Below are 16,468 nucleotides of genomic sequence, written 5' to 3'. Positions count from 1 at the left end.
CTCGCCTCAGGCCGCCTTCACCTGGCCGATGAATTCGCCGACACTGGCACGCAGGCTCTCCGCCTGCTGCCCGAGGTCGTTGGCCGCGGTCAGCACGGCACCGGAAGCCGTCCTGGTGTCGTCGGCGGCACGATTGACCTCGCCGATGCCGGCCGAGACCGTCTCGGTGCCGCGCGCCGCATGTTCGATGCTGCGGGCGATTTCCGCCGTCGCCGAAATCTGTTCCTCGATCGCAGAGGCGATCGTGGTGGTGACCTGGGCCATGGCCTGGATCGTGGTGCCGATGTCGTCGATCGCCGTCACCGTGTTGCGGGTCGCCTGTTGGATGCCCTGGATCTGGCGGGCGATCTGCTCGGTCGCCTTGGCGGTCTCGGAGGCGAGGCTCTTCACTTCCGATGCGACGACGGCGAAACCCTTGCCCGCCTCACCTGCCCGCGCCGCCTCGATGGTGGCGTTCAGGGCCAGCAAGTTGGTCTGACCGGCGATCTCCTCGATCAGTTGCGCGACCGAGCCGATCTGTTCGGCCGCCTGCTCGAGCCCGCGGACATTCACGGTCGACTGGCCGACCAGATCGACAGCCCTGGCCGACATTTCGGCCGAATGCTGGGCTTGGCGGCCGATCTCCTTGGAGGTCGCGGCCAGTTCGTCGGTCGCTGCGGCGACCGTCTGAACATTGCCCGAAGCCTGTTGCGAGGCGCTGGAGACCGCCATCACCTGGTCGGTGGTACGGCCGGAGAGATCGGACAACTGGAGGGCATTGCCCTTGAGATGGTCCGCCGCCCCGCTCAGGCCGCTGACCACCGTCCCCATGCGCCCCTCGAAACTGGCGACCGCGGCGGCGATCGCTTGGGCACGGGCGCGTTCGGCCTCGGCACGGGCGAGGTCATCGGCCATGCGGCGCTTTTCCGCCTCGGACGCACGTCGTTCGGCCTCCTCGCGCTCGGACTGGACCGCCTGCTCGCGGCGCCGGTTTTCCTCGGCTTCGGCGGTCAGGCGGTCGGTTTCGATGCCGCGTTCCCTGAACACGCTGACGGCTTCGGCGACCCGGCCGATCTCATCCTTCTGGCCGAGGCAGGGAATGGTGACGGCCCAATCTTTCTCGACGATCCGGCCCATGACCGCGACCAACCCGCCCAACGGCCGGATGAGCCCCGCCATGGCGTTCCAGATGCTGAAAGCCAGCACGGCGAGGATGCCGACGGCGACGCCGATCAACGTGTTGCGGTTGGATTCGGCGATCAGCCGCTTCTGTTCCGCTACGCCGTTCGAGATCAGTTCGTCCATCGTCTTCTGGAAATCGGCCGTCGCCGCCCGCAGATCGGCGATGCGGGGCGTGAAATCACGGCTCATGATGCGCGTCGCCTCGACATTGTCGTTGGCCAGCGCATGAGGGGCCACCTGCTTGACGGCGACACCGAAGGCGGCCTCGAAACTCTGCCGGATCTTTGCGACGCCGCCTTCCAAGCCTTCTCCGGGCAAGGCTGCCAGGATGCCCTCCAATTGGCGGCCGAAGTCGGCCGGGAGGGCGTCGAGGTCACCCTTGATCGACGCCATCGCGGCGTCTTCGGTCTCGGCGATCAGGCGATAGGTCAGCGCCGGCAGACGCTCGGTCACCAATGTGACGCGCAGCGCGTCTGCGGCCGCCCCCTCGTAGTGGTCGATGATGCGGACATAGCCCGCATCGGCATTGTCGAGGCTGCGGATCATCAGGCCGGTGGCGCCGACCGCGACCAGCATCATGCACAGCGCCGGAAAGACGATCTTCAGCCAGACCGGCAGATCGGAATAGCGTCGCATCAACACACCTCCAGCAGAATCGGAAGTGCCCCGGACGCCGTGCCCCCGGCATCCCCCCAATTCGTCCTTTATGAATTGGAGGGATTTAATCGACGGTTAAGGCCGCGCAGGTTGTACGACCGATCGCCGGCCATGGGCTACCGGGCGGCGGGCGCCGACCAGCACGGCCAGGATGCCGACCACCGTGACCGCTGCCACGTAATGGGCGGGCGACAGCGGATCGACAGCGACCAGCAGCGACACGACCAACGGCGTCAAGCCGCCCGAGATCGCATAGGCGACATTGTAGGAGAAGGAGAGCCCCGAGAAGCGCACGGCCGGCGGGAAGGCCTGGACCATGACGACGGGCACCACGCCGATGACACCGACCGCGAAACCGACCAGCGCATAGACCGGCAGGAGCAGGCTGGGATCCGCCGCCGGCACCAGATAGAGGGCATAGGCGGCCGCGATCAGCAGGACGCCGCCCAGCGCCGTCACCCGCCGCGGGCCGAAACGATCGACCAGGGCGCCGACCGCGATCACCGAGACGGTCAGGGTGAGCGTCGCCGCGACATTGGCCGCCAGCGTCTCGGCCGGGGAAATCTTGTGCAGCTTCTGCATCAGCGACGGCGTCATCAGGATCAGCACGACGATGCCGGCGGTCAGCATCCAGGTCGCCAGCATGGAGACCACAACGCCGCGGCCGTGGCGCTTGATGACCGCCTTCAGCGGCATCTCGGCCGAGACGGCGGCCGCCTTGCGCATTTCCTCGAAGACCGGGGTCTCCTCCAGGAAGCGGCGCAGATACATGGCGATCAGGCCGAAGATGCCCCCCACCACGAAGGGAATGCGCCAGGCGAAGGCGCCCACTTCCTCGGGCGTGAAGGCGACATTGATGCCCGTCGCCATCAAAGAGCCGAGCAGGATGCCGCCCGTGAGCCCGCCGGTGAGCAAGCCGCAGGCGAGGCCGACATGGCGCGCCGGCACATGTTCCGCGACGAAGACCCAGGCGCCCGGTGCCTCGCCCCCGATCGCAGCCCCCTGAAGCGCGCGCATCAGGAGCAGCAGCAGCGGGGCGGCATAGCCGATCGACTGATAGGTCGGGATCAGGCCGATGATCAGGGTCGGCACCGCCATCAGGAAGACCGAGAAGGTGAAGACGCGCTTCCGCCCGAACAGGTCGCCGAAATGCGCCATCACCACGCCGCCCAGCGGGCGGGCCAGATAGCCGGCGGCGAAAATGCCGAAGGCCTGCACCTGCTGGAGCCAGTCCGGCATGTCGGCCGGGAAGAAGACATGCCCGATCGCCACCGTGAAGAAGACATAGATGATGAAATCATAGAATTCGAGCGCGCCGCCGAGCGAGGCGAGGGCCAGGGTGCGGGCGTCGCGCCGGGTCAGGCGATGGTGCCGGCCGGCAGCGGGGGAAGCAGGGGACATGACCGTCTCGATCTAATTTTCTTTCGTATCGCGAAGGGCATACGCAATCTCATATGAGGCCGGCAGATGCCATCCTTACGGAATCATCGGTGCCTTGCAGCGGGAACAGGGCTGATCAGGGCGAAAGCCCCGGTGACCGGCATTCGGAATTGCCATTTTCCCGCTTTTGCGATACACACCCGCGTTCATCGGCGCCCGCACCCCTGGAGGCGGGCGTTTTTCCATTGGAGATACCAATGACTCAGATTGTTTCGCTCGCCGTCGAAGCGCGCGACCGGGCCGGTAAGGGGTCCGCCCGGGCTGCCCGCCGCGAAGGTCGAGTTCCTGCCGTGATCTATGGCAACAAAGAAGCCGCCGAAGTCGTCACCATCGGCGACAAGGTGCTGGACCGCGAACTGTCGAAGGGCAAGTTCCTGTCGACCGTCTACGACCTGACCATCGGCGACCGCACCGAGCGCGTGCTGCCGCGCGACGTGCAGTTCCACCCGGTCACCGATCGTCCGCTGCATGTCGACTTCATGCGCATCGCCAAGGACGGCCTGATCATCGTCGAAGTGCCGGTGGTCTGCGTCGACCAGCTCGCTTCGCCGGGCATCAAGCGCGGCGGCGTGCTGAACATCGTGCGCCACGAGATCGAGCTGAAGGCCCCCGCCGACGCGGTGCCTGAGCAGATCACCGTCTCGCTCGCCGGCCTCGACATCGGCGACTCGGTCCATATCTCGGCCGTCACCCTGCCGGCCGGCGTGGTCCCGACGATCGGCAACCGCAACTTCACCGTGGTCACCATCGCGCCGCCGAGCGGCTCGGACGCCCCGGCCGAAGCGGCTCCTGCCGCTGCCCCGGCCAAGGCCCCCGAGAAGAAGGCCCCGGCCAAGAAGTAATCCGGTCGCGGCGGCCCGCCACGCCCTCGTCGGCGGGCCGCCCACCCTATCGAGGGCCGATCTCTGATGCTTCTCTTGGTCGGACTCGGCAATCCCGGCAGCCAATATGCCGGCAATCGCCACAACATCGGCTTCATGGCGCTGGACGCCATCCACCGCCGCTACACTTTCGGCCCGTGGAAGCGCGCCTTCCAGGGCGAGGCGGCGGAAGGCAAATTCGCCCCCGGCGGCGACAAGGTCCTGTTGCTGAAGCCCCTCACCTACATGAACGAGAGCGGCCGTGCCGTGGGCGAGGCCGCGCGTTTCTACAAGATCGGGCCGGAGTCGATCGTCGTCTTCCACGACGAGCTCGACATCGTGGCCGGGCGCCTCAAGGCCAAGACCGGGGGCGGCCACGCCGGCCACAATGGGCTGCGCTCGATCGACGCCCATATGGGCGCCAATTTCCGCCGGGTCCGTCTCGGCATCGGGCACCCGGGCGACAAGGCGGCGGTGACGCGCCATGTCCTCGGCGATTTTTCCAAGGCCGACCAGGCCTGGCTCGAGCCCCTGCTCGACGCCGTGGCCGATGCCGCGCCGCTGCTGGCGGCGGGCGACGAGGCCGGGTTCCAGAACCGTGTGGCGCTGTTGACGGCGCCGCCGAAGCCGGCCAAACAACCGCCGGCCAAATCTTCGGGAGTGTGAGATGGGTTTCAAATGCGGCATCGTCGGCCTGCCCAACGTCGGCAAGTCGACCCTGTTCAACGCCCTGACGGAAACCGCCGCCGCGGCCGCCGCCAATTATCCCTTCTGCACGATCGAGCCGAACGTCGGCCAGGTGCCGGTGCCGGATCCCCGGCTCGACACGATCGCCAAGATCGGCGGCTCGGCCCAGATCATCCCGACCCAGATCACCTTCGTCGACATCGCCGGTCTGGTGCGCGGCGCCTCCAAGGGTGAAGGGCTGGGCAACCAGTTCCTGTCCCACATCCGCGAGGTCGATGCGGTCTGCCACGTGCTCCGCTGCTTCGAGGACGGCGACATCACCCATGTCGAAGGCCGGGTCGATCCCCTCGCCGATGCCGAGATCATCGAGACCGAGCTGATGCTGGCCGACCTGGAGAGCCTGGAAAAGCGCGTGCCCGCGCTCCAGAAGAAGACCAAGGGCGGTGCCGACGAGGAGACCAAGGTCCGCCTCGCGCTGATGGAACGGGCGCTGGCCGTGCTGCGCGAGGGCAGGCCGGCGCGCACCACCACTGTCGCGGCCGACGAGAAGGCGATCTTCCAGACCCTCGACCTGATCACGGCCAAGCCCGTGCTCTATGTCTGCAACGTCGAGGAAGCCTCGGCCGCGACCGGCAACCGCTTCTCCGAGATGGTCGCCGCCATGGCCAAGGCGGAGGGGGCGGCCTTCGTGGTGATCTCCGCCGCGATCGAATCCGAAGTGGCCCAGCTCGACGCCGAAGAGCGGAGTGCCTTCCTGGCCGACCTCGGGCTCGAAGAAACCGGCCTGTCGCGCCTGATCCGCGCCGGCTACGGCCTGCTCGGCCTGATCACCTATTTCACCGTGGGACCCAAGGAGACGCGGGCCTGGACCATCGTGAAGGGCACCAAGGCCCCCGGCGCCGCCGGCGTGATCCATACCGATTTCGAGCACGGCTTCATCCGCGCCGAGACCATGGCCTATGACGACTTCGTGAAGTTCAAGGGCGAGGCGGGCTGCAAGGACGCCGGCAAGCTCCGGCTCGAGGGCAAGGACTACGTGGTCGCCGACGGCGACATCATGCATTTCCGCTTCAACGTCTGACCGGCTCGTCTCGAGAGGCGTCGTCCCGGCCGAAGAGCCACGCCTTCAGTGGGGCTTGCTTCCATCCTCACCACCCGAATTCGTCTTGGCCGGGCTCGTCCCGGCCATCCACGCCGCCAAGCCGCCTCTTGCGTCGACAGCTGTGGCGCGTCCCGACGTGGATGCCCGGGACGAGCCCGGGCATGACGACTAGTGTTGTGGCAAGTGCCCGAACAACCCGATTTCTTCGATCGGGCTGGCGCCGCATGCGGCCTAAAGACCCGCATCCTTGATCCCTGCCCCCCGGCCGTCTAGATTGCCGGCCGGGCATTGGCAGGGGTTCGAGGGCATGAGCGAAATCCTCCATTTCGAGGACTTCATCGTCGGCAGCGTCGAGACCTATGGTGAGATCACCGTAAGCGCCGCCGAGATCATCGCCTTCGCCCGCGAATACGATCCCCAGGCGATCCATATCGATCCCGTGGCCGCGGCCGAATCGCCCTTCGGCGGCCTGATCGCTTCCGGCCTGCATTCCTGTTCGATGATGATGCGCCTGATGTGCGACGGCTACATGCTGCGCTCGGCCTCCATGGGTTCGCCCGGGGTCGACGAGGTGCGCTATCTGCTGCCCGTCCGCCCGGGCGACCGGCTTCGTGTGCGCGTCAGCGTGCTGGACGCCCGGCGCTCGTCCTCGCGGCCGGAAATGGGCATCGTCTCCGCCCGCCACGAATTGATGAACCAGGACGATGCCGTCGTCCTCGCCATGACCAGCAAGGTGATGATGGGCTGCCGTGACGCCAAAGGTGCCGCATGAGCGGGCGCATCGACTGGCTGGAAGACCATGTGCCCGGCACCAAGGTGATGGCCGGCACCGTCGAATTCTCGGCGGAAGAGATCATCGGCTTCGCCAGCGCCTATGATCCCCAGTATTTCCACACCGATCCGGTGGCCGCGGAAAAATCGCAGTTCGGCGGGCTGATCGCTTCGGGCTGGCATACGATGGCCAAGATCATGAAAGTGGTCTCGGGCCGGGCGGTCGCGATGGGCGGCAAGGGTTTCATCGTCTCGCCGGGCTTCGAGGACCTGCGCTGGCAGCGGCCGGTCAGACCTGGCGACGTGCTGCAGGTCTGGATCGAGGTGATCGACGTGGTGCCGTCGGCCAGCAAGCCCGACCGCGGCCTGGTGATCCAGCGCTTCAGCGCCGTCAACCAGAACGGCGAGACGGTGTGCAGCGTAACGGGCAAGGTATTCTTCAAGCGGCGGGGGCAGCCATGACGGGCGAATGGATCGAACTCGAGGCGGACGACGGCCACAAGTTCCAGGCCTGGCATGTGATGCCGGAGGATACGCCGCGCGGCGGCGTCGTCATCGCCATGGAGATCTTCGGCGTGAACGGCCACATCCGCGACCTGGCCGGGCAGTTCGCGGCCGAGGGCTACGAAGTGCTGGCGCCTCAGCTCTACGACCGGGTGGAGCGCAACGTCGACCTGCCCTATGACGCCGAGGGTGTCGCCCGCGGCCGCAAACTGCGCGAGGAAGTGGGCTGGGACGGCCCCATCCTGGACGTCGCGGCCTGTGTCGCCCATCTCCGCCGCGGCAAGGAGAAGGAAGAGGTCGGCATCGTGGGCTATTGCTACGGCGGTGCCGTGGCCTGGCTCGCCGCCGCCAAGGTGGACGGGCTCGACTGCGCCGTCGGCTATTACGGCACCGCCATCCTGAATTTCATGAACGCGGCGCCCAAGTGCCCGACCATGCTGCATTTCGGCGCCAAGGATGCCACAATCCCGCAGGAGAAGATCGAGATCCTGGCGGAAAAGCATCCGGAAGTGGCGATCCACGTCTATGACGCCGACCATGGCTTCAATTCGGATCGCCGGGCCAATTTCGATGCCGCCGCGGCCAAGCTCGCCAAGGAACGCACGCTCGACTTCCTCGCCGCCCATCTGGAGTAGCCGCAGGGAGGCTTCCGCCGTGATCCGCGTCCAGAGTGAAGATTTCGACGTCGGGGCAGAACTGGCCCGGCTGGACCAGGGGCCGGGGGTGGGCGCCGTCGCCTCCTTCGTCGGGCTCGTCCGGCGCCACGGCGACCAGCAGGACGTCACGGGGATCGCCCTCGAGCACTATCCGGGCATGACCGAGCGCGCGCTCGAAGCCCTGGAGGCGGAGGCGCGCAAGCGCTTCGAGCTGGCCGATTGCCTGATCATCCATCGGGTCGGCGAATTGCCGCTGGGGGCCCGCATCGTGCTGGTCGCTGCCGCCTCGCCGCACCGCCAGGCGGCGCTGGAGGCGACGCAATTCCTGATCGACCGGCTGAAGACCGACGCGCCCTTCTGGAAGCGCGAGATCACGGCGGCCGGCAGTCAATGGGTCGCCGCCAAACCGAGCGACGACAGTGCCGCCTCGCGCTGGCGCTGAGCGCGACGGTCAGGCGGCGCCGAGGCGGGTCTTCAGCGTCTGTACCACGATCGCGGCATCGATCGGCTTCAGGAAGACACCGGAAATGCCCAGTTCCTTGAAGGAGACGGCACCGACCAGGGCATCCGCCGCCGCGCTGACGACATAGAGCGGGATCTCGTGGCCGGCCGCGCGCAGCCGATCGGCGATCTCGTGGCCGGCATAGATCGTCTCCACCATGAGATCGGTCAGGATGGCGTCGGGCAGGATGCGCAGCGCCGTCCGCTCGCCCTCCTGGGCCGAGCAGGCCTCGCCCACCGAGAAGCCGGCGCCTTCCAGCACCTTGCGGAGCGCGGCACGGGCATGGGCATCGCCGTCGACCAGCAGGATGGTGCGGCGCTTCGGGCCGAGGCCGATGTTGCTCATGCCGGTGTGTCCGCCGCCATGACGACGCCGCGCCGGATCAGGCCGGCGGCGACCGCCACATTGGCCGCGACCCGGGGCGACAGTCCCTCGCCCAGGCCGAAGCGGTGGCCGCGCAGGGCCACCATATAGGCGGGCGGCACGGCGCCGAAATGATCGCGCGCGATGGCCAGCAGGGCTTCGGGCGAGAGGGCATGGCTCGCCACCTCGACCGTCTCTGCCGCTTGGACCGGATGGACGGCGATGCCGGCGCGGCCGGTCCTCGCCGCATCGACGAAACAGACGACATCGGCCGTGGCGATGGCGATCGAATCCTCGATCGTGAGCTGGTCGTTGATCCAGACCGTGACGTCGGGCAGGCCCATGCGCTCCAGCGCTTCGGCCACCGCGGGGCCGGCGCCATCGTCCTGGCGGCCGGGATTGCCGTAGCCGAACACGAGAACGCGCGGCCGGCTGCGCTTCAGGGGCGGGCTCATTGCTTCACTCCTTTCGCGATTTCATGGCCTTCGTGGTCCAGCAGGGTGACCATCAGCGGCATCTGACCCAGCGCATGGGTGGCGCAGGACAGGCACGGGTCATAGGCGCGGATCGCCACTTCGATGTGGTTGAGAAGGCCTTCGGTGATGTCCCGGCCCGAGAGTTCCTCCCGTGCCACCTTGGCGACGGCGCGGTTCATGGCTTCGTTGTTGTTGGTCGTCGAGACGATGATGTTGGCGCTGGTGATCTGGTCCTTGTCGTCGACCGTGTAGTGGTGGATCAGGGTGCCGCGGGGTGCCTCGACACAGGCGATGCCGGTCTCGCGCCTTGTGCCCGTGGCCATCAGCTCGTTGCCCTGGAGATCGTCGTCGAACAGCAGGTCGCGGATCACCTCGGCGCAGTGGAGCAGCACGATCAGCCGCGCCCAGTGATAGGCCAGCGTGGCGTGGACCGGGGCGCCGCCGCCCGTCGCCATGAAGTCGCGCCGCGCCGCCTCGGCCAGCGGCGTGCCGATCGACGTGCAGACATTGACCTGAGCCAGCGGACCGACGCGGTACCAGCCCGCCTCGCGCCCGAGGCTGCGCAGATAGGGGAACTTGAGATAGCTCCAGTTCCGCACTTCCTCGGCGAAGTGGCTGACGTAATCGGCCGGTGGCGCATCGAGCAGGGTCGCCCCGGCGGCGTCGATGGCATGCAGCCGGCCGTCGTAGAGATCCATGGCGCCGCCCTGCCCGACCAGGCTCAGGTAGTTCGAAGGGAAGCTGGCGAAATCGCGGTGCAAGGCCGGATTGGCCTCGACGAAGCCGAGGTGATGGACGAGCGCCGCCCGGCACCAGTCGACGATCTGGTCGACCTGGGCCCGCAAGGCGTCACGGTCGGCGACGGCGAGATTCTGGGTGACGCCGCCGGGCACCGCCGTGGTCGGGTGGATCTTGCGCCCGCCGGTCGCCTTGATCACTTCCTGGCCGAACTTGCGGATGAAGATCGCCCATTTGCCGATCTCGGGATACTGGTTCAGGACGGCGATGATGTTCCGCTGCTCGGGCGGGGCGTCGAAGCCGAACAGGAGATCGGGCGAGGCCAGGTGGAAGATGTGCAACGCGTTGGATTGCAGGATCTGGCCGTAGTGCATCAGGCGGCGGAGCTTTTCCGCCGTCGGCGTCAGGCGGTCGACGCCGACCACCATGTCCATCGCCTTGGCCGCCGCCAGATGGTGGCTGACCGGGCAGATGCCGCACAGGCGCTGGATGACGATCGGCGCTTCCCAATACATGCGGCCGCGGATGAAGCGCTCGAAACCGCGGAATTCGACGATGTGGAAGCGCGCTTCCGTGACCTCACCCGCCTCGTCCAGGTGGAGCGTGACCTTGCCGTGGCCTTCGACCCGTGTGACGGGATCGATCACGATCTTGCGCGGCGTGCCCATCGTCCGTTCCTCCCGTTACTCGTACTTGAAGAGGCTGTAGGGCAGCACCGGCTCGCCCCCGGTGAGCAGGGCGCGCAGGGCGGCCCAGATCGCATCGGCCGAGGGCGGACAGCCCTGGAGGTAATAGTCGACCTTCACCACCTCGTGGATCGGCCGCACGGTGTCGAGCAGCAGGGGCAGTTCGGGATCGGACGGGATGAAGCCGCCCTCCACCGTCGGCCCCTTCACATAGGCTTCCTCCAGGCACTCGCGGAGACCGACCGGGTTCCGCATGGCCGGCACGCCGCCGGTGATGGCGCAGGCCCCGACGGCGACCAGGACGCGGCAATGGGCCCTGAAATTGCGGAGAACATGGACATTGTGCTCGTCGGCGCAGCCGCCCTCGACCAGGCCGACGTCGACCATGCCGTCGAACTGTTTCTTGTCGTCGAGGGGCGAGACGTCGAGGTCGACCAGGTCGATCAGTTCGACCAGGCGTTCGTCGATGTCGAGCAGCGACATGTGGCAGCCGAAGCAGCCGGCCAGCGAGACGGTGGCGAGTTTCGGTTTCGGCATCGCCCCCTCCCTCAGCCCTTGCGCCGCGCTTCGATGTCGGCGCCGATCGGCGTCTCGTCGAAATGCCGCTTGCCGTAAGGCACGTGGTAGCCGCGCCGCTTCACCACGATGCAGCCGACCGGGCAGACCGAGACCGCGCGGTCGGCCGCCGCCAGTGCGGTTTCGTCCAACGTCTCCGCCATCACCGCGAGGCGCATCTCGATGCCGCGCCCTTCGAAACCGAAGACCGACTTGCCGTCGAGCAGCTTGGAAGCCCGGATGCAGCGCGAGCACAGGATGCAGCGGTTGTGGTCGATGTAGATGTCCGGATGGCGGGCGTCGATTTCCCGCTTCGGCCACAGGTGGGAGAGCTGCGGCCCGACCATGCCGAGCCGGTAGCCGAGCGCCTGAAGCTCGCAGTCGCCGCTCTTCTCGCAGGTCGGGCAGAAATGGTTGCCCTCGACGAAATACATCTCGACCAGGCGGCGGCGGTCCTCGTTCAGGGCCTCGGTATCGCTCTCCACCACCATGCCGCGGGCCGCCGGGGTGACGCAGGCGCCGAGCATCCGGCCGTCGATCTTGCAGGTACAGAGCCGGCATTGGCCGACCGGCGGCAGCTCCGGATGGTGGCACAGGCGCGGAATGTAGACGCCGGCAGCGTCGCAGGCTTCGATCACCGTCTGGCCCGGCTCCGCCTCGACCTGCACGCCGTCGATGGTGAAGGTGAAGGTGTCGGTCATGACCGGGCCTCCGCTCGGATCGCGGCGGCCGGGGCGATTGCCGCTTCGAGATCGAGCCTCGGCACGAAATCGCCCGGGCGGAGCAGCGCCTCATAGGCTTCGGGGAAATTGCGCATGGTGCTGAGGATCGGGTTCGGTGCCGTCTGGCCGAGGCCGCAGCGGCTGGTCCGCGCCACGGTGACGGCGACTTCCTCGAGCTGGCGGAGTTCGCCGACCGAAGCCTGACCGGCCAGCAGCCGCTCCATGCCCTGGCGCAGCAAGGTGGTGCCGACCCGGCAGGGCGTGCACCAGCCGCAGGATTCATGGGCAAAGAAATCGGCGAACTGGCGGGCGACGTCGAGCACGTCGCGCCCGGGCCCGAAGACGATCACGGAACCGCCGGTCGCCAGGTCCTCGAAGGCGATGCGCCGGCCGTAGTCCTTGGGCGCCACGCATTGGCCGGAAGGACCGCCCATCTGCACGAAGCCCGCTTCCGGCGCGCCCACCATGTCGAGCACCTCGTTCACCGTGATGCCGAAGGGCACTTCGTAGACGCCCGGCCTCGGACAATCGCCGGAGACGCAGAGCAGTTTGGTCCCGGTCGATTCCGGCGTGCCGTGGCGGGCGAACCAGTCGGCGCCGAGGCCCAGCACACGGGTGACGCAGGCGAAGGTCTCGACATTGTCGACCGCGGTCGGCTCGGAGCGGTGGCCCCTTTCGGTCGGGAAGGGCGGGCGGTCGCGCGGGGTGCCGCGGCGGCCCTCGAGGGATTCGATCAGCGCCGATTCCTCGCCGCAGACATAGGCCCCCGCCCCCAGGTGGATGCGGATGTCGAAATCGAAGCCTTCCCGGCCGCACACGGACCGGCCGAGCAGACCGCGGCGGCGGCGGTCCTCCAGCGCGTCCTGCAAACGGTCCCAGAGATAGGCATATTCGCCGCGCAGATAGATCAGCCCCTCGGTGGCGCCGATGGCATAGCCGGCGATGGTCATGCCCTCGAACACGAGGTCGGGGAATTCGGCCAGCAGCAGGCGGTCCTTGAAAGTGCCGGGCTCGCCCTCGTCGGCGTTGCACAGCAGATGGTGCGCGGCGCCGGGGGCCTGGCGGCACAATTTCCACTTCATGCCAGTCGGGAAGCCGGCGCCACCCCGCCCGCGCAGGCGCGAGCGCGTCACCTCGCGGATCACCTCTTCCGGCGCCAGGTCGAGGGCGGCACGAAGCCCCTGCCCGTCCGCCGCCGCGGCGCCCAGCAAGACCGGCCCGCGCAGCTCGAGCCCGCTCGCCACCACCGCCTTGGGCAGGGCGGCACCGGCCGCGTCACCGCCCGGAAAGAGTGGCAGGCTGTTGGCCCCGTCCCGCTGGCGCAGCGCGGCAACGATCGGGGCCGCGTCGGCGGGTTCGAGACGGGTCACCACGGTGCCGTTGATCAGCGCCGCCGGCTCCTGGTCGGCCATGCCGATGTCGCTGGTCCAATCGAGTGTGAAATGGCCGTCGGCCGAGGTTTCGCCCATGGCGACGCCGATCGCCGCGGCGAAGGCGTCGGCCACCGCCTGCGCCCCCTTGATCAGCGAGACGGGCGAGCGCGACAGGCGGATGTGGAAGCGGCCCTTGGGCGACAGATTGAGGAAGGCATAGAAGGAGACCATGTCGCGGACATCGACCGGCGGGACATGGAGACGCGCGGCGATCCCCTCGATCGTGGCATCCGAGAGGTGGCCGAGGCGCTGCTGCGCCGCCTGCGCGATGGCCATCAGGTTGCGGGCTTCGGGTGCGATCCGCCCGAAGATCTCGTCCAGTGTTCCGTCGGCCGTTCCGGCCGTCACCTGACCCGTCATCACCGACCTCCGTCGCCCGCGCCTGCCGCCTCGCGGAGACCGGACGCCCTACACGCCAACCGTATCAGCGATAGACCAGCACCGGCAGGGTCGAATGTGTGAGAACCTTCACCGTCACACTGCCGAGCAGCAGGGCGGCGAGCCCGCGTCGGCCGTGGGACGCCATGGCGATCAGGTCGCAGCCGCAGTCTGCGGCCGCGTCCAGGATCGCCCGGTAGGGCTCGGCATGTTCGACCGGCAGCACGTGGCAGTCGACGCCGGCTGCCTTGGCCTTGGCTTCCGCCGCCGCCAGGGTGGCCGCCGCCCGCTCGCGCGCCCCTTCCTCATATTCGCCCATGGTCAGCCCGGCTTCGTCGATACCGGCCCAAACCATGTGGAAAGGTTCGATCACCGTGAGGATGGTGACCTTGGCCTTGGTCTCGCGGGCCAGGGCAAAGGCCTGATCGAGGGCCGACGCAGACAGGGCCGACCCGTCGATGGGCACCAGGATATGCTTGAACATGGGACTCACGCCTCTACGCTTTTGTCCCATCCTGGACGGCAGCGAAAGTGGCCGCTTTGATCTGGCGCATAAAACCGTGTTTCAGCCAGCGCGGCGGCGCTGTTCCGGGGCCTCGGCTTCGTTGGCGCCGCGGATGATGGTGAGCCGCTGGACCCGGCCCCCTTCGCGGCGGAGCGTGGCCGCGCTCCATTCCAGCAGGACGGCGAAACCGATCATGGCGGCGAGTCCGGCGGCCGAGGTCGCCACCTGCATCGACGCCGCATCGCCCGAGAGCGCATTGGCAGCATCGGCCATGGGCGCCAGCAGGACACCGGCACAGAAAATCTCCAGCGAATGCCGGCCGAGCAGGCGGAGCGCGCGGAACGGCGGCGTCTCCAGCCAGGCCCCGGGCCGGCATACCGCCGCCGCCGCATAGGCCAGGGCAAGGAAATGCAGGAGGCGGGGCGGCGCCAGGCTGGTCTTGTCGATCGGGTAGAGGACGCGGCCGACCGGCTCGCCGATCAGGGCGCCGTGAATCGCCGGGAAGTGCCACGACAGGGCCAGCAGGGCCGAGAGCAGAAGATAGATCCCGCAGCCCCAGGCAAGTGCCCCGCGCAGCCAGGGCCGTGCGGTGACCAGGGGCGACACCGGCCCGAAACCGGTCACCGCCGCGACCGCCCCGGCGACAAAGAGCACCTGCCAGGTCAGCGGGTTGAAGAACCAGGCGCCGTCCGGCTGGGCCGGCAGGTTCACGCCATAGAGCCGGGCCGCCAGATAGAGCGCGGCCGAGAGGCAGAGCGCCGTCCACGGCCGGCGCATGAGCAGCGGCAGGGCGAGCGCAAAACCGGCCAGCAGCACGATATAGAGCGGCAGCGGGTCCATCAGGTTCGGCTTGAAGCGGAGCGTGAGTTCGGCCAGCAGCGCCCGTTCCGTGTCGTTCACGAAATAGCCGAGGCCCATCTCCTGCACGAAGTCGCGCGTCTCGACATGGGCATTGGTGACGAAAACGACGCCGGTCAACAGGGCGAAAACGAAGACATGGGCGATATAGAGGGTCCAGACCCGGCGCAACACCCGGAGCCCGCTGACCAGATGGCCGTCCCGCCCGAGCTTCCGGCCATAGGCCAGCACCGAGCTGAAACCGGCCAGGAAGACGAAGATCTCGGCCGCATCGCTGAGGCCGTAGTTCCGCGGCGTCAGCAGGCCGACGACATTGCCCGGGATATGGTCCCAGAAGATCAGCACCAGCGCCAAACCGCGGAACATGTCGACCCGATGGTCGCGCTGGCCGCCGGGCCGATGGATCGCCGCCTCACTCACCTCGACACCCCTCCGGACCGTCTTTCGACTGTCATATTCCGGATCGGGCCTCGCCTGTCCAGGGGCGGAAAGCCCCGCCCCGCCCGTGCGGTCAGCGCCAAGTCCGGGGCGGCCACCAGGGGAAGGGCTGCGGCAGGTCGGCCGGGACCCGTTCGGGGAAATCGGCCGGGCGTTTTTCCAGGAAGGAGACCACGCCTTCCCGGGCGTCGGCGCTGCGTCCGCGCGCCGCGATCAGGCGGCTGTCCAGTCGATGCGCCTCCAGCGGATGATCGGCGCAGAGCATCTGCCACATCATCTGCCGGGTCAGGGTGACCGAGACCGGCGCCGCCTGTTCGGCGATCTCGAGCGCGATCGCCCTGGCCGCCGGCAGCAGGTCCGCCGGAGCATGAACGGAGCGGACGAGGCCGCGGCGCTCCGCCTCCGCGGCGGGGATCAGGCGCCCGGTCATGCACCATTCGAGCGCGGTCGAAATCCCGACCAGGCGCGGCAAGAACCAGGAAGAGGCCGCTTCCGGCACGATGCCGCGGCGGGCGAAGACGAAGCCGATGCGCGCCCCTTCGGCCGCCAGGCGAATGTCCATGGGCAGTGTCATGGTGGCGCCGATGCCGACCGCGGCGCCATTGATCGCCGCGATCACCGGCTTCAGGCTGGCGAAGATGCGGAGAGTCACCCGGCCGCCCGCATCCCGTTCCCGCGTCTCGTCGGTATCGCGGGGATGGCCGGCCGACGCTTCGACATCGAAGGTGGCACCGCCCGAGCCGAGATCGGCCCCGGCGCAGAAGGCCTTGCCTTCGCCGGTCACGATCACCGCGCGCACCTCGGGATCGGCATCGGTCGCGTCGAAGGCGTCGATCAGATCGAAGGGCATCTGCTGGTCGAAGGCATTCATGCGCGCCGGCCGGTTCAGGGTCAGCAGCGCGATCGGCCCCTCGCGGCGGAGCGTCACGGTTTCGAATTCGGCGATCAGGCTCATGTCGTCTCCCCCCGGCCCGTC

Annotated in this window: 18 protein-coding genes; 7 read left to right on the top strand and 11 right to left on the bottom strand. The window is 68.1% G+C overall.

The annotated features are described in order from the left end of the window. Window positions 1-6: 6 nt before the first annotated feature. Window positions 7-1,797, bottom strand: coding sequence for a methyl-accepting chemotaxis protein (locus WC493_RS07085; protein WP_373063985.1), 1,791 nt, complete (start codon window positions 1,795-1,797; stop codon window positions 7-9). Between the two features lie 96 nt (window positions 1,798-1,893). Beyond that, window positions 1,894-3,219 carry an MFS transporter gene (locus tag WC493_RS07080; protein WP_373063983.1) on the bottom strand — a complete coding sequence of 442 codons (1,326 nt, stop codon included), beginning with the start codon at window positions 3,217-3,219 and terminating at the stop codon, window positions 1,894-1,896. Between the two features lie 236 nt (window positions 3,220-3,455). Here WC493_RS07080 and WC493_RS07075 point away from each other — a divergent pair, with 236 nt between their 5' ends. The 7 genes from WC493_RS07075 to WC493_RS07045 all read left to right on the top strand — a co-directional run bounded on the left by WC493_RS07075 (window position 3,456) and on the right by WC493_RS07045 (window position 8,280). After that, a complete protein-coding gene (locus WC493_RS07075; RefSeq protein WP_373063981.1) occupies window positions 3,456-4,100 on the top strand; it encodes a 50S ribosomal protein L25/general stress protein Ctc in 645 nt (214 codons plus the stop codon). 66 nt (window positions 4,101-4,166) lie between these two features. Then, complete coding sequence (gene pth / locus WC493_RS07070) at window positions 4,167-4,784, top strand: aminoacyl-tRNA hydrolase (protein ID WP_373063979.1); 618 nt, start codon at window positions 4,167-4,169, stop codon at window positions 4,782-4,784. Between the two features lies 1 nt (window position 4,785). Continuing rightward, a complete protein-coding gene (gene ychF, locus WC493_RS07065; protein WP_373063977.1) occupies window positions 4,786-5,886 on the top strand; it encodes a redox-regulated ATPase YchF in 1,101 nt (366 codons plus the stop codon). 328 nt (window positions 5,887-6,214) lie between these two features. Next, entirely contained in the window at window positions 6,215-6,679 is a 465-nt protein-coding gene (locus tag WC493_RS07060; RefSeq protein WP_373063975.1) for a MaoC family dehydratase, read from the top strand. Further along, window positions 6,676-7,140, top strand: coding sequence for a MaoC family dehydratase (locus WC493_RS07055; protein ID WP_373063973.1), 465 nt, complete (start codon window positions 6,676-6,678; stop codon window positions 7,138-7,140). The genes WC493_RS07060 and WC493_RS07055 overlap by 4 nt, the downstream gene beginning before the upstream one ends. Next, on the top strand, window positions 7,137-7,817 hold the full coding sequence (locus WC493_RS07050; protein ID WP_373063971.1) for a dienelactone hydrolase family protein: 681 nt from the start codon (window positions 7,137-7,139) through the stop codon (window positions 7,815-7,817). The genes WC493_RS07055 and WC493_RS07050 overlap by 4 nt, the downstream gene beginning before the upstream one ends. 19 nt (window positions 7,818-7,836) lie before the next feature. Beyond that, window positions 7,837-8,280, top strand: coding sequence for a molybdenum cofactor biosynthesis protein MoaE (locus tag WC493_RS07045; RefSeq protein WP_373063969.1), 444 nt, complete (start codon window positions 7,837-7,839; stop codon window positions 8,278-8,280). Window positions 8,281-8,289: 9 nt separating this feature from the next. Here the strand turns inward: WC493_RS07045 and WC493_RS07040 are convergent, their stop codons facing one another. From WC493_RS07040 to WC493_RS07000, 9 genes are all read right to left on the bottom strand, one after another. Then, a complete protein-coding gene (locus WC493_RS07040; protein WP_373063967.1) occupies window positions 8,290-8,685 on the bottom strand; it encodes a two-component system response regulator in 396 nt (131 codons plus the stop codon). Further along, the gene (locus WC493_RS07035) at window positions 8,682-9,158 is read right to left on the bottom strand and encodes a hydrogenase maturation protease (RefSeq protein ID WP_373063965.1); all 477 of its coding nucleotides are present in this window, start codon (window positions 9,156-9,158) and stop codon (window positions 8,682-8,684) included. Before WC493_RS07035 ends, WC493_RS07040 begins: the two co-directional genes overlap by 4 nt. Next, window positions 9,155-10,585, bottom strand: coding sequence for a Ni/Fe hydrogenase subunit alpha (locus WC493_RS07030; RefSeq protein WP_373063963.1), 1,431 nt, complete (start codon window positions 10,583-10,585; stop codon window positions 9,155-9,157). The genes WC493_RS07035 and WC493_RS07030 overlap by 4 nt, the downstream gene beginning before the upstream one ends. Window positions 10,586-10,600: 15 nt before the next feature. Then, window positions 10,601-11,140: an NADP oxidoreductase gene (locus WC493_RS07025; RefSeq protein WP_373063961.1), complete on the bottom strand. Its 540-nt coding sequence runs from the start codon at window positions 11,138-11,140 to the stop codon at window positions 10,601-10,603. An 11-nt stretch (window positions 11,141-11,151) separates the two neighbouring features. Next, on the bottom strand, window positions 11,152-11,859 hold the full coding sequence (locus WC493_RS07020; protein WP_373063959.1) for a 2Fe-2S iron-sulfur cluster-binding protein: 708 nt from the start codon (window positions 11,857-11,859) through the stop codon (window positions 11,152-11,154). Continuing rightward, window positions 11,856-13,673 carry an NADH-ubiquinone oxidoreductase-F iron-sulfur binding region domain-containing protein gene (locus WC493_RS07015; protein ID WP_373063957.1) on the bottom strand — a complete coding sequence of 606 codons (1,818 nt, stop codon included), beginning with the start codon at window positions 13,671-13,673 and terminating at the stop codon, window positions 11,856-11,858. Before WC493_RS07015 ends, WC493_RS07020 begins: the two co-directional genes overlap by 4 nt. Before the next feature lie 64 nt (window positions 13,674-13,737). Continuing rightward, a complete protein-coding gene (locus WC493_RS07010; RefSeq protein WP_373063955.1) occupies window positions 13,738-14,175 on the bottom strand; it encodes a universal stress protein in 438 nt (145 codons plus the stop codon). Between the two features lie 81 nt (window positions 14,176-14,256). Continuing rightward, the gene (locus WC493_RS07005) at window positions 14,257-15,474 is read right to left on the bottom strand and encodes an OpgC family protein (protein WP_373063953.1); all 1,218 of its coding nucleotides are present in this window, start codon (window positions 15,472-15,474) and stop codon (window positions 14,257-14,259) included. Window positions 15,475-15,565: 91 nt separating this feature from the next. Next, window positions 15,566-16,447 (bottom strand): crotonase/enoyl-CoA hydratase family protein, encoded by an 882-nt coding sequence (locus WC493_RS07000; RefSeq protein WP_373063951.1) that lies wholly within the window; start codon window positions 16,445-16,447, stop codon window positions 15,566-15,568. Window positions 16,448-16,468: the final 21 nt, after the last annotated feature.

Origin of the sequence: Zavarzinia sp. (assembly GCF_041650655.1) — a bacterium.
Taxonomy (GTDB): domain Bacteria; phylum Pseudomonadota; class Alphaproteobacteria; order Zavarziniales; family Zavarziniaceae; genus Zavarzinia.
This window is presented reverse-complemented; position numbering and strand designations above follow the sequence as displayed.

Excerpts from the sequence above, each read along its gene's own strand:
- WC493_RS07085 (WP_373063985.1), bottom strand. The coding sequence starts at position 1,797 with ATGCGACGCTATTCCGATCTGCCGGTCTGGCTGAAGATCGTCTTTCCG.
- WC493_RS07080 (WP_373063983.1), bottom strand. The coding sequence starts at position 3,219 with ATGTCCCCTGCTTCCCCCGCTGCCGGCCGGCACCATCGCCTGACCCGG.
- WC493_RS07075 (WP_373063981.1), top strand. The coding sequence starts at position 3,456 with ATGACTCAGATTGTTTCGCTCGCCGTCGAAGCGCGCGACCGGGCCGGT.
- pth (WP_373063979.1), top strand. The coding sequence starts at position 4,167 with ATGCTTCTCTTGGTCGGACTCGGCAATCCCGGCAGCCAATATGCCGGC.
- ychF (WP_373063977.1), top strand. The coding sequence starts at position 4,786 with ATGGGTTTCAAATGCGGCATCGTCGGCCTGCCCAACGTCGGCAAGTCG.
- WC493_RS07060 (WP_373063975.1), top strand. The coding sequence starts at position 6,215 with ATGAGCGAAATCCTCCATTTCGAGGACTTCATCGTCGGCAGCGTCGAG.
- WC493_RS07055 (WP_373063973.1), top strand. The coding sequence starts at position 6,676 with ATGAGCGGGCGCATCGACTGGCTGGAAGACCATGTGCCCGGCACCAAG.
- WC493_RS07050 (WP_373063971.1), top strand. The coding sequence starts at position 7,137 with ATGACGGGCGAATGGATCGAACTCGAGGCGGACGACGGCCACAAGTTC.
- WC493_RS07040 (WP_373063967.1), bottom strand. The coding sequence starts at position 8,685 with ATGAGCAACATCGGCCTCGGCCCGAAGCGCCGCACCATCCTGCTGGTC.
- WC493_RS07035 (WP_373063965.1), bottom strand. The coding sequence starts at position 9,158 with ATGAGCCCGCCCCTGAAGCGCAGCCGGCCGCGCGTTCTCGTGTTCGGC.
- WC493_RS07030 (WP_373063963.1), bottom strand. The coding sequence starts at position 10,585 with ATGGGCACGCCGCGCAAGATCGTGATCGATCCCGTCACACGGGTCGAA.
- WC493_RS07025 (WP_373063961.1), bottom strand. The coding sequence starts at position 11,140 with ATGCCGAAACCGAAACTCGCCACCGTCTCGCTGGCCGGCTGCTTCGGC.
- WC493_RS07020 (WP_373063959.1), bottom strand. The coding sequence starts at position 11,859 with ATGACCGACACCTTCACCTTCACCATCGACGGCGTGCAGGTCGAGGCG.
- WC493_RS07015 (WP_373063957.1), bottom strand. The coding sequence starts at position 13,673 with ATGACGGGTCAGGTGACGGCCGGAACGGCCGACGGAACACTGGACGAG.
- WC493_RS07010 (WP_373063955.1), bottom strand. The coding sequence starts at position 14,175 with ATGTTCAAGCATATCCTGGTGCCCATCGACGGGTCGGCCCTGTCTGCG.
- WC493_RS07000 (WP_373063951.1), bottom strand. The coding sequence starts at position 16,447 with ATGAGCCTGATCGCCGAATTCGAAACCGTGACGCTCCGCCGCGAGGGG.